The organism is Bacteroides luti (assembly GCF_900128905.1).
Lineage (GTDB): Bacteria > Bacteroidota > Bacteroidia > Bacteroidales > Bacteroidaceae > Bacteroides > Bacteroides luti.
In genome coordinates this window covers 100,830-114,338 of the sequence record NZ_FQTV01000002.1, presented here as the reverse complement: position 1 = coordinate 114,338, position 13,509 = coordinate 100,830, and the positions used below count along the sequence as shown (strand labels likewise).

The 13,509-nt window shown below is 36.3% G+C and carries 7 protein-coding genes; 6 read left to right on the top strand and 1 reads right to left on the bottom strand.

Annotation, left to right across the window (positions count from 1 at the left end; translation table 11 throughout):
* The first annotated feature begins 86 nt into the window (after window positions 1-86).
* From BUC21_RS02285 to BUC21_RS02265, 5 genes are all read left to right on the top strand, one after another.
* Window positions 87-3,473: a SusC/RagA family TonB-linked outer membrane protein gene (locus BUC21_RS02285; protein WP_073398906.1), complete on the top strand. Its 3,387-nt coding sequence runs from the start codon at window positions 87-89 to the stop codon at window positions 3,471-3,473.
* Window positions 3,474-3,517: 44 nt separating this feature from the next.
* Window positions 3,518-5,404 carry a SusD/RagB family nutrient-binding outer membrane lipoprotein gene (locus BUC21_RS02280; RefSeq protein ID WP_073399181.1) on the top strand — a complete coding sequence of 629 codons (1,887 nt, stop codon included), beginning with the start codon at window positions 3,518-3,520 and terminating at the stop codon, window positions 5,402-5,404.
* A gap of 126 nt (window positions 5,405-5,530) precedes the next feature.
* The gene (locus tag BUC21_RS02275) at window positions 5,531-6,163 is read left to right on the top strand and encodes a hypothetical protein (RefSeq protein WP_073398905.1); all 633 of its coding nucleotides are present in this window, start codon (window positions 5,531-5,533) and stop codon (window positions 6,161-6,163) included.
* A gap of 31 nt (window positions 6,164-6,194) precedes the next feature.
* Entirely contained in the window at window positions 6,195-7,589 is a 1,395-nt protein-coding gene (locus BUC21_RS02270; RefSeq protein ID WP_394332745.1) for an alpha-L-fucosidase, read from the top strand.
* Between the two features lies 1 nt (window position 7,590).
* Window positions 7,591-9,927 (top strand): glycoside hydrolase family 3 N-terminal domain-containing protein, encoded by a 2,337-nt coding sequence (locus tag BUC21_RS02265; protein ID WP_073398904.1) that lies wholly within the window; start codon window positions 7,591-7,593, stop codon window positions 9,925-9,927.
* Window positions 9,928-10,175: 248 nt separating this feature from the next.
* Here BUC21_RS02265 and BUC21_RS02260 read toward each other — a convergent pair whose 3' ends face one another.
* Window positions 10,176-10,931 (bottom strand): 4-hydroxy-tetrahydrodipicolinate reductase, encoded by a 756-nt coding sequence (locus tag BUC21_RS02260; RefSeq protein WP_217653500.1) that lies wholly within the window; start codon window positions 10,929-10,931, stop codon window positions 10,176-10,178.
* A 353-nt stretch (window positions 10,932-11,284) separates the two neighbouring features.
* On the opposite strand from BUC21_RS02260, the gene BUC21_RS02255 reads away from it, so the two are divergent.
* Window positions 11,285-13,462: a leucine-rich repeat domain-containing protein gene (locus BUC21_RS02255; protein ID WP_073398903.1), complete on the top strand. Its 2,178-nt coding sequence runs from the start codon at window positions 11,285-11,287 to the stop codon at window positions 13,460-13,462.
* The last annotated feature ends 47 nt before the right edge of the window (window positions 13,463-13,509 follow it).

Here is a 13,509-nt window from a genome sequence, read left to right as displayed (position 1 = left end):
GAATATTCACAATAAATCTCTAAAAAACGAAAATCTCACTTAATGACTCTAAATAATCATATGTTTAATTTTAAAGAAAAAATGGAATGAAAAAAAGTAAGCTTCTAAGTTTCCTTCAATTTAAGAAAGGAATCGTACTCGTACTCGTACTCTCATTTATTTCTTTAGCAGCTATGGCACAGAACATTACTGTAAAAGGTAAGGTTACTGACTCTAAAGGTGAAGCTGTTATTGGCGCGAGCGTTTTAGTACAAGGTACAACAAATGGAACAGTTACTGACCTTGATGGTAATTATTCATTAACAAAGGTTGCTCCAAATGCACAACTATCTTTTTCCTACATTGGCATGAAAAAGCAATTTGTTGATGTTAAAGGCAAAACTGTTATCAATGTTGTTCTGGTTGACGATGCAGAAGTGTTAAAAGAAGTAGTTGTAACTGCATTAGGTATCAAGCGTGAAACAAAAGCTTTGGGATACGCTGTTACAGAATTAAAGGGCGACGAACTAAATGCCAATACAATTAACCCTGTTGCAGCTTTGCAAGGTAAGGTTGCCGGTGTTGAAATTGCACAATCAGATGGTGGTATGTTCGGTTCTACTAAAATTTTGATTCGTGGTGCTTCTACCCTAGGTAAAAACAATCAGCCAATCTATGTAGTTGATGGCGTTATTCTTGATAATGCTATATCTAACTCAGGTGATGCAGACTGGAGCCAGGCTGCAGGCGATTATGGTAATGAACTAAAGAACCTGAACCCTGATGACTTTGCTACAGTTTCAGTATTGAAAGGTGCTGCAGCAACTGCACTTTATGGTTCTCGTGGTCTTAATGGAGCTGTTGTTATCACAACAAAGAGTGGAACAAAGAACAAAGGTCTCGGAGTTCAATTCTCTCAGACTTTTGGTGTTGATTATGTATACGGTCAACCAGATTTGCAGAATGTATATGGAGATGGTTCAATTGCAGGTGATATATATTATGGCAAAACCAACTCTAATGGCGATTATTATCTTTTTGATAATCAACGCCAATTTATGCAAAACACAGACGGGAAGAATACCTTAATGGGCTATGGTCAATCCATGGGATTTGGTCCGGCATTCGATGGTTCACAAATTGAATATTACGACCATACATACAGAGCATACAAAGCACAGAAAAATAACTTTAAAGATGCGTATAACTTAGGTTTTAACACCAACACCAATGTTGCAATAAGCGGTGGAAATGATAAAACAACGATTTATACATCTTTTTCTTATAAACATAATACAGGAACGTTACCAGAAAATAGTTTTGATCGATTTTCTGCAATGGCTAAAATCTCACATGACATTACTAAAAGAGTAAACCTTGAAGCTACAGTTTCATTTGCAAACTCTAACCCTAAAAATGCTCAGCCAAACATTGGTGAAAACTTCATTAATGGTACATGGTCTCGTGCATACGATCCTGATTACTTCAGACATAAATACAAAGGTTTACATGGTGGGCTTGCAGACAGCAGTTTTGGAGATGAATACGGAACAGTTCCAGGACGCGATTTATGGTGGAGTATTTATGAAAACGAATATACTCAGAAAGAAACTTCTGTTCGTCCTGCACTTATCTTAAATGTAAAATTAGCTGATTGGGTTAAATTCAGAGCTGAAGGTAACTACAATTACTACTACACTCGTTCTGAAAATAAACAATTAGGTGCTGGTTATGCTAATACAAAATCAGGTTATTATGGTATGAGCCAGTTTACAAAAGAGCAAACTAACCTGAATGCTGCCTTCAATTTTGATAAGAAGCTCGGCGATTGGAATGTTGGCGGTTTTATTCGTGGTGAATATTACAACAACTTCGAACAATCATCTTCTATGAACACAACTGGTGGCTTGATTGCTCCTGGACAATATTTCATCGGTAATTCAATAAACAACGTAAGTTACAATGGAGCAATCGAAGGTGAAAAGAGAATGTTATCTGCTGCATTCCAGGGAAGTATTAGCTGGAAGGATCAGGTTTATTTAGATATTACTGGACGTAACGACTGGTCTTCAGCACTTGTTTATGCTGACAAACACGGTAACTACTCTTATTTCTATCCATCTGTTTCTGGTTCTTGGTTGATTCACGAAACATTCGATTTACCAAAAGTAATTTCGTTTGCTAAAGTTCGTGCTTCATGGGCACAAGTTGGTAATGATACAGATCCATATATCATTAACACAGCTTATTCATTAGGTACATCTGCTGTAGGAAACAACCGTGTATACTCATTATCTTTACCAACAACTGTGTATTCAAACAATTTGAAGCCTGAACGTAAAAACGCATGGGAAGTTGGTCTTGACTGGCGTTTCTTTGGAAACCGCATTGGAATCGATGCTACTTACTATAAAGAAAACACAAAGGATCAGATCATGACTATTGCTGTTCCTTATGTTTCTGGTATCAGTGCACAAAAAATTAATGCTGGTAACATTCAAAATCAAGGTATTGAAATAGCATTGAATACTATTCCGTTTGAAAATAAAGACTGGAAATGGAATGTAAACTTTACATATACAAAGAATAATAATAAGATCATAGCACTTCACAAGAATGTAGCCAATTATATTACATTGGATGGTACACCTGATTATGGTAACTACCGTATCGGTTCTGTTGCAAAAGTTGGTGCATCTTATGGTATTTTGATGTCTGACTCTAAAAAAGCTATTGATCAAGCAACAGGCTTACCAATATTAAAGTGGACTAATGGCTATCGTTCTGCATATTATCAGAGAAGTGGAAAAGTAGAAGAGGTTGGTTCTTTGGTTCCTGACTTCCTTGGTTCATTGTCTACAGGTCTTACTTATAAAAACTGGAGTTTAAATGCTTCATTCGATATGAGATTTGGTGGCATGGTGGCATCTTACGGTTCTCGTTATGGTACTGCTTATGGATATACAAAAGCTTCATTAAAATATTCTGCACAAAAATACGGAGGTTCTAAATGGACATCCAAGTTCGACAACTTGAGTTATAGTGATGGAGTTATTCCGGAAGGTATATTTTTGGCTGGCACTAAAATATCACAACCAGACGGAACTATGTATGTTGTTGCTGCAAACGGCGAAACATATAATGACCTATACAAAAAAGGTGTAATAGAACCATCTCATGCTTCAACATTCAATTACTTTGTAAATAGTTGGGGACAAGGTGTTGTTAACGACAGCTGGGTTTCAAAACTAAACTACATTGCTTTACGTGAAGTTTCATTAAATTACCGCGTTCCACAGTTATTCTGCCATAAGTTAGGTGCGAACTCAGTCAACCTTACACTTACAGGCCGTAACTTAGGTTATTTATTGAACAACATGCCTAACGGAGAAAATCCAGAATCAGTTCGTGGTACTTCTGCTACAGAGTTCCGTGTACGTACATTCTCTGGCTATACTGCAAACTACATGTTCACTATCAATGCAAGTTTCTAAATTGATACCTTAAACGAATGTTTAATAATAATAAGATGAACAAAATGAAAAAATATAAATCAATATTAATGTCAGGTCTAGTTGGATCTCTTCTAGTTTTCAGCGGATGCCGTGAAGATTTTGCTGATATTAATTCCAATCCATCTGATGTAACTAAAGCAGAACCATCTTATCTGTTTGCACAAGCAGTTATAAACTTTGAGCCGTCAGGCTATACTTACTGGTTCTACAATGCTGCTATGACATACAAATGGGGACAAATGGGAGTTCCAACATCTGGATTCACTTCAAATTATACTGTAACGACTGCTACCGGTGATCAGGGTGGAAAATATTTGGAAGTATTGAAATACGCTAATGACCTTAAGTATGTTCGCTCTATTATGACAGCTGAAGAATCTGCCAAATACGCAAACATGGCAGCATGTTTAGATGTATTAACTGTATATTTAGGAATCTTCGATAGTGATATGTATGGCGACAGACCTTTCACAGAAGCTTGTATGGCTCGTTACGGAGGTACATTAACTCCGAAATATGATAAAATTGAGGACCTTTACACTCTTTGGTTAAATATGCTGAATGAGTCAATTACTACATTAACCACATCAACAAATCAGACTTTCCCAACTACACAAGATGTTGCTTACAATGGTAATGCAGCTAAATGGGCTAAATTGGCAAACTCTTTGAAATTAAAAATCGCGGTTCGTTTATTGGTTCAAAACAAAGCAAAAGCTTTAGAAATTGCTTCTGCAGTAGCTAATGCTTCTTGTGGAGTATTGGATGGAAAAGATGATGACTTTTTATTCAATAAAGCGACTTCTGTAACTGCTAACGATGGTGATAAAGTATATCACTGGAACAATGGATTTATGCAAAGTACAGCCGCAAGCAAAAGAGTTATGGATTTCATGATCAAGAATCAAGACCCACGTGTAAGATTCTTCTATCAGAAAAACCAATGGAATTCAAAGGTTGTTCAGGCATTCTTTGATGCAGGTAAAGCTGTGCCAGCTTATGTATTGAACAATATTGAATACACAGAAGCTAATGGTAAGAAGACATTTGTTAAATGGAAAGGTTTAGGCGAACCATGGGTACGCTATTATGGTCTTCCTGTAGAAATGGAAGCATCATACAATTCACAAAATGCTGATTATTTTGATTATTCAAACCGTTTTAAACTAACTAACGAACGTGCAGCCTACATGCCATATTCTATGTTCCAGCAAGAAATGATTATTGGCCGATATGACTTTACATTGCCAACAGTACCTGGTGATGATGTAATTCAAGACACAGAAGATCGTCCTTGGTACGGTATGTATATGTCTACCGCAGAAGTAAACTTATACTTAGCTGAATTCAAATTATTAGGTGCATCTCTTCCAAACAGCGCTGCTTCTTATTTCAATAAAGCACTTCAGACATCAGTTGAAGAATATGATCGTTTAGCTAATTTGAATAAGATTCCTTATTACGGGACTACTTACAAATATGATCCAAACGAAAAAGCAATTGATTTGAAAGACGGTGAAATTGCAGCAATGATGGCAAACGCAGATTATCAGTTAACAGGTAATAAATCAAGTGACTTAGAAAAAGTTTATCTACAAGAACTTCTTCACTTTACTTTATTCCCATGTGATCAGTTTGTAACAGTACGTCGTTCTGGTTTTCCTAAAGAAGGTTCAGCATTAATTAAATGGGAAAATTTCTCACCAAAAATTCAAAACAGTGAAATACCACGTCGTTTCGAAGTTAGTTCTCCTTCCCCTACAGATTTGATGTATAAAATCTTAACTGATGCTTACGCTGCTCAGGGCTTTACTCCAGGTTCAAACCAGGATGGAGCTTTACTTAACAGTGAAAGAGTATGGCAAGATAAGGGTGCTCCACAATTTGGATCGGGTGCAGGTGCTAACTAATAGTTTTATATAGCATGAACTAAAACCTTTAAAATAAATTAAGAGGCTGTTTCAAAAGATATTTTTGATAGCAGCCTCTTATGTTTTTTGTATATTTACAAGCAAAACAAAAAACACTGTGAAAAAATGAAAAGACTTATACTTATTACTTTTTTTACAACTATTTCAATAGCTGCATTTTCTCAAAAGAAGAGAATTTTGCTCTTCGAAGAATACACTCCGGGGACTGTATTACTATTAAATAAGACTAAGATAAAAGTTCCTCTTAACTACGACACGGCAAATAAAGCTATGATGTTTACACAGGGGAAAGATGAAATGATTCTTACAAACAATGAACAAGTTGATACAATCTATATAGGACCTCACAAATTCATCTACGCAAAACAGAGCTTTTTAGAATGTGTTCCATTAAAAAATGGTATTGTCTACATTAACTGGTCACTAAAGAATGTATCTCGTGGATACAAAGGAATATACGGACAAACTACTCAAACCAAAGTTGATAATATTAATACTTCATACTGGCAAAGAGGAGAATATAAAGATCAATATACAGAAGTTATTGCACTCGTTAATGAGAACGAGTATCAATTCCTGCTTAACGGAAAAATGGTTTCCTGTAAAAACAAGAAAAGTATGCTGAATTTATTCAAAGATAAAAAAGAAGCAATCAACACCTATATCAATGAGCAAAAGTTAGATTGTAATAAGGCATCTGATATGCTTACCCTAATTGATTATTGTCTAAGCCTATAATAATTTAGAAATGAAAAAAAAAATAGCATTTATTAAACAATCGGGCTCTATTATCATAGGATTGCTGCTAACAGCCCTTCCTATTGAAATACAAGCCCAGCAAGGTTTCGTTCATCAACGTTCCACAGAATATCAGTGGCCGGAAGAAAAAGGAGTTTTAGAAAAATTAGACCAATGGCAGGACCTGAAATTCGGAGTTCTTTTTCATTGGGGTTTATACTCTATTCCTGGCATTGTAGAATCCTGGTCTATCTGCTCGGAAGATGTTGACTGGATTCCTAGAGACAGTACCATTGCTTACGAAGATTACAAAAAGAGTTATTATAAGCTGATAGAGAAATTTAATCCTACTGATTTTAACCCTGATCAATGGGCAGATGTAACTAAGGTTGCCGGCATGAAATATATGCTTTTCACAACTAAGCATCACGATGGCTTTAATCTGTTTAATACAAAGCAAACAGATTTTTCAATCACGAACAGTGCTTTCAAAAACAATCCAAAAGCTGATGTTGCCAAGTATGTATTCGAGGCTTTCCGCCAGAAAGACTTTATGGTGGGTGCTTATTTCTCAAAACCCGACTGGCATTGCGAATATTATTGGTGGCCAAGATACGCTACTCCTACCAGAAACGTTAATTACAACATAAACAGACATCCTGATCGTTGGGAATCTTTCCAGAAATTCACCTACAACCAGATTGAAGAGCTAATGAGCAATTATGGCAAATTAAATATTCTTTGGTTAGATGGCGGTTGGGTAGCTGCTCCAAGACAAGATATAAAGATGGACTCTATAGCCAAAATGGCTCGTTCTCACCAATCTGATATACTGATTGTAGACAGAACTATTCATGGCAAGTATGAAAACTACCAAACACCGGAACGTTCCATTCCGGAAAAACAGCTTAACTATCCATGGGAAAGTTGTATTCCTTTAAGTCCGGATTGGGGATGGACTCCAAATGCCAAGTTCAAATCAGCAAATACTGTTATTGCTGATCTGATTGAAGTGGTGGCTAAAGGCGGTAACCTTTTATTAGGTGTTGGTCCTACCCCAAAAGGTGTTATCCAACCAGAAGTGGTAGCTATTCTGAAAGAAATTGGTCAATGGCTGAAAGTTAATGGAGAGGGTATCTACGGCACACGTATCACTCCAAACTACAATAGCAACAATGTTTGGTTCACAGCAAGCAAGGATGGCAATAAGCTTTATGCACTTTATGTTCCTAATGAAAAAGAAGGTTTACCTAAAAGCATTGAATGGGAAAACAACATTCCGGTAAAAAGCAGTGCAATGGTATTACTAAAGACCGGTAAAAAAGTAAAATGGGCGCAAAAGGGAAATAAAGTTCTAGTAAACCTTCCAGGCGCATTAAAAACAAATAAAGAACCTTTAGTTTTCTCTTTTAAACTACAAAAATAAGATGAAAAAACATTTCATAGCAGTATGCTGCTCACTCTTTATGGCTTCTCAGCTTTATGCACAGCCATTATACAAAAATCCGAAAGCGCCGGTAAAGGACAGAATCAGCAATTTAATTTCATTAATGACGCTGAATGAAAAGATTGGTCAGCTTTGTTGTCCGCTTGGATGGGAAATGTACACCAAGACAGACAAAGGTGTTATCCCTTCAGATCTTTTCAAGAATCAGATGCAAAACAAGCCTATCGGTTCTTATTGGGCAACGCTTAGAGCTGATCCATGGACTAGAAAAACTTTGGTTACCGGACTTTCGCCCAAACAGGCTGCGGAAGCTATCAATGCTTTGCAAAAATATGCACTGAAAGAAACCAGACTAGGTATTCCTATTCTTTTCGCAGAAGAATGCGCCCACGGACACATGGGAATTGGTACAACCGTATTTTCTACATCTCTTGGCCAGGCTAGTACATGGAATCCTGAGTTAATAGAAGAAATGGGAAAGGTTATTGCTATGGAATGCAGATTGCAAGGAGGAAACATTGGTTATGGACCAATCCTTGATTTAGCACGCGAACCTCGCTGGTCGAGAATGGAAGAGACTTTCGGAGAAGATCCTGTTCTTATCGGAGTATTGGGCAGTGCTTTTGTTAAAGGATTGCAGGCAAAGGATCAAAATGGGAAAGCTCAGTTTTACTCTACTCTGAAACATTTTGCCGGCTACGGTATTCCACAGGGTGGCCATAATGGCGGACGCGCTCAGATTGGTCAAAGAGAATTGTTCTCAGAACACCTTGCTCCTTTCAAGATGGCTGTGAAAGCTGGTGCCGAAACTGTGATGACATCATATAACTCTATAGATGGCGTACCTAGTACATCCAATAGTTATCTGTTGAAAGGTATCCTTAGAAACGAATGGGGATTTAAAGGTTTTGTATATTCCGACTTAGGAAGTATTGAAGGTGTTGCGGGGCATCGTGTTGCTGCCAATGTAAAAGAAGCAGCCGCGAAATCTCTTCAGGCTGGCACGGATATGGATCTAGGCGGTAATGCTTACGGAAAGAATCTGGAAAAAGCTCTTCAGGAAAATCTGATTTCAATGGCTGATATAGACAGCGCGGTGAGTCACGTTCTGAGATTGAAATTTGAAGCAGGATTGTTTGAGAATCCGTACATGAATCCAAAAGATGCAGCTAAAATTGTTCGTTGCGATAAGCATCAATCGGTAGCTAAAGAGGTTGCAAGACAAGGTATTGTGCTACTAAAAAACAATCAGCTTTTGCCATTGGATAAATCAATTAAAAGCATAGCAGTAATTGGTCCTAATGCCGATAACATCTATAATCAGCTTGGCGATTATACAGCTCCACAGGAAAGGAGCAATATTAAAACGGTTCTGGATGGAATAAAGAAGATTGTTTCTCCAAACACTCAAGTAAATTATGCTAAAGGATGTGCCATTCGCGATACATCCGAAAGTGATATTGCATCGGCTGTAGAAGCTGCAAAGAAATCGGAAGTAGTTGTTCTGGTACTTGGAGGCTCAAGTGCCCGCGATTTTTCTACTGAATATAAGGAAACCGGAGCCGCTACTGTTTCTGATAAAAAGAAAGAAGTGCTGTCGGACATGGAGTGTGGCGAAGGATACGACCGCTCTTCACTGGATTTGCTAGGAGATCAGGAAAAGCTGCTTCAGGCAATGATCGAAACCGGAAAACCTCTTGTTGTGGTTTACATTGAAGGACGTCCTCTGAATATGAATACTGCTTCGGAAAAAGCAGGTGCTTTGCTCACTGCATGGTATCCTGGTCAGGAAGGTGGAACTGCAATTGCAGAAGTTCTATTCGGCGATTACAATCCAGCCGGACGACTTCCGGTATCTATTCCAAGATCGGTTGGCCAGTTACCAGTATACTATTCACTTGGTGAACAGAATTCATACGTTGAAGGTCCAAGTACCCCACTCTATAGTTTTGGATATGGTTTGAGTTACACAACTTTCGAATACTCTAATCTGAAAATTGAGCAATCGGGCAAAGACACATTCAACGTTTCTTGCGAAGTAAAAAACAGCGGTAACCGTGAAGGTGATGAAGTGGTTCAGCTTTATCTCAGAGATAATGTAGCCTCTGTTTCTACTCCGGAAATCCAGTTAAAGAAGTTCAGCAGAATTCATCTGGAAAAAGGTGAAACTAAAAAAGTAGAATTTACTCTTAACCGTGAGGATCTGTCTCTTTATAATCAACGAATGGAGTTTGTAGCCGAACCAGGAACTTTCACAGTAATGGTTGGTGCTGCAAGCAACAAAATCCTTTTGAAAGATAAATTTGAGCTAAAGTAATAACTTGCCATAGGGCTTGATAAAAACTAATCATAGAATCTCCTGTAACCTTAGCGGTTTCAGGAGATTTTTATTGCCCAATGGTTTTTATTTATTGGTGAATCATTTTTATTCATTGCCCAATAAACTTTCATCTATTCACCAATCATTTTCTGATGAATGATAAATAAACAACAACCATAAAACCAGTTGTTTCTATTCTATAGAAATAAACGCTTCTATTTAAGAAAAGAAAAACTAACAGCTTTTTAATTAGTAAAATAGGGAGACAGCAAATCTTCGAAAGTATAAAATCCTTCTTTCTTATCGGCTAGGTTATCGGCTACAAACAATACACCATTTCCAAACGCTTCTCTGGAGATAGCTTCATGTATTAATCTTACCGTTTGATATGGAAAACCAAAAATAATTTCATGTTTACTTACTATCCCCCCTGCCCTTATGGAGCTGATTTCGGTTTCTTCCAAATCTAATTCTTTAGCTAACTTGATTGCAGTGCCCGACACACCAGGCTTTCCTTTAAAATGTTCTTCTATAATTTCAATGTCCACCCATGGCGCTATTTTTTTCAGAAGTTTTGCCGCAAACATTAAATAATTAACTCCCAATGAAATGTTGGGGCTCCAGAAAACAATGGTCTTTGAAGAAAGTTCTGACAAGAATTGCTTTTCATCCTCATCATAATGAGATATAGCCGAAATAATAATGATTTTCCTTGAAGCTGCAGCCTTTCCATAACTATAAATTCCATTACTGGAAGAAAAATCAATAATTATATCTACTGGATGTTTGCTCAGCAATTCTTCTATCTCAATGCTGGATGTTGAAAAAATTAATCCTGGCTCTTTCGAATCAATTCCAAGAAACTCTGGTACATGTCTATGCTCCAAAATAGTACTTTGCCTTAACACCCACTCCAAAGAATATTCATTGCTTTGAAGTATAACATTGGCAACAGCTTTCCCAGCTTTTCCAAATCCTATTAGTCCAACTTTCATTTTCATTTTTAAATCCAGAAATTAAAGATTGCATAAATATAACTTTTATTTGTTGATTTTGAATCGGCTTATTGATAAATAAAGAATGTTTTATAACAAGTTTTTATTTAATAGGAAGCATTTAAAATTTTCAGGAATGATTCCAATTAAGATTATTTTGCATTTATTTTTATAAACAAATAATAATCTATAGATTTGCATCAATGAAAAAATAACATAATAAATACCATTTAGATTAGCTATATTCAGAGCTCACCTACTATAATATTAAGCATTCGTATAGTTATTAATAAAATATAGACAAACTATAATTATTTGCTTTTTTTTATTTGAATGTTAAACTAAAATTATGGTAGATTATGAAACAGCATTTTACTCTAAAATCATTATTGGCAATTTTATGCTTATCCTTCGGTTTTAACTTGCAAGGACAAAACGTACTACCTATCAGTATTAACGTAGAAACTGCCGGAACATTAAGTTCTATAATTCCTGCTTCAAAGAAATATCTAATTACAGACCTCACTCTATCGGGGAATCTTAATGGTAGTGATATAAGATTTATCCGTGATATGGCAGGGCGCGATTATCTGGATAATAATACTGATGGAAAACTTAACAAACTTAATTTGAATGATGCAAAAATAGTAAGCGGGGGCGATTATTACTATTTCGACGATCATTCTAGTGATCACAACAATTGCTACACAACGAATAATGTGATATCGAACTGTATGTTTTATAACCTGAACAAGTTGACCTCAATCACTCTTCCAAACAGTGTTACTTCAGTTGGGGATCTTGTATTTCATAATTGCACAGGCTTAACCTCTTTTACTATACCCGAGAGTGTTACTAAAATTGGTTATCAGGCATTTCACTATTGCACAGGATTAACTTCAATATCTATTCCAAAAGGTGTTTCCTCTATTGGTAATGAAGTTTTTAAAGGTTGCTCCGCATTAAGTGAAATTATTGTTTCGAGTGAAAATCCTGGTTATAATACTATTGAAAGTGTTTTATTCAATAAAGATAATACCACACTGATAGCATTTCCAAATGCAAAAACCAATACTAGTTATACAATTCCAAACAGTGTTACAACAATAGGTAACAGCGCATTCAGCGACTGTATAAAACTAACATCTGTTTCTATTCCGAACAGCGTAACAAAAATTGGCGATTCTGCTTTTTCAAATTGCACAGGTTTAACCTCTGTTACTATACCAAACAGTGTAACTAATATAGGTACTTACATATTTAATTATTGCTCGGGGTTAACTTCGGCTATTTTAGGTGACAATATTGTAACCGTAAGTGCCGATGCTTTTCGTGGTTGTACAAAATTAGCTTCTGTTTATATTCCAGCCAGCGTTACTTCTATTAGTAATGAAGCCTTTTCTGGTTGCAAAGGATTGAAAGAGATCTATAGTAAAAGAGCGACTCCTCCAACCATCGGAACTGATGCTTTCAATGGAATTGATAAAACTACCTGTAAACTTTATATTCCCAAGAATACTTATTCTGTTTATTGGCTTGCAGCAGAATGGGGCGATTTTACGAATATAATAGAAGGCCCGGTTTATCTAATCAAGACATCTGCCAACGAAGGTGGTAAAGTAACTAAAAACAGCATGTTTGTAAAAGAAGGAGGATCGGCGATCTTTACTATCAATCCCGACAAAGGATATAAAATTAAAACTGCCTCACTGAACGGAAATGATATTCTTTCAAAAGTTGTAAATAATACCTACGAAGAAACTCCTGTTAATGCCGATATCACGTTTGATGTTACCTTTGCTATTATTCCATATTATCAAATGAGTGCAGCATATAACGAAGGTGGTAAAGTTATCATCAACGACTCTATTATTGCCAACGGCAAGAACATTTCTATAATTGAAAACGATTCTGTTAGATTTAACGTTGTTCCGAATGATAATTTCGCCATTGAAAAAGTAACTCTGAATGATAAAGATATCACCGCCAGCCTTAAAAATAACAGCTACAAGATTGATTCTATATCTGCTGCTCAGGCAATGCAGGTAAGTTTTATCAGAACTCATTATACCCTAGCAGTCAAATCAGAAGGCGAAGGTAAAGTGCTCTTCAACGAAAAAGCTATTACCGATACAATTAAGGTAGAGGTTAATAAACCTTTGACTCTAAACTTTACACCTACTGAAGGATACAAAATCGCCTCAGTATCTTTAAACGGAAAAGACATTATTTCAGACATTACAAATAATGCATATACCATAAATGAAGTGAGCGAAGATCTCAGCATTGTAGTCAGTTTTAAAGATATAAATACTGCCATCAATGGAACTGAGGCTAATGGTCTAAAAGTGTATGCCGAACAAAATTCTATTGTAATCGAAGGAGCAAACTTAGGAGATGAAGTTTCAGTTTATACAACACTTGGCACTTTAATGAAAGCAGTAAAAGCTACAGAAGATAGAATTAGAATAGATGTTCCTGATAATCAGATTTATGTAATCAGAGTTGCCGGTAAGACTTATAAAACTGCATTATAATAATGAGTTAATAATTTTAGTGAAGCTCTTTTAGCTATTTGAATAGA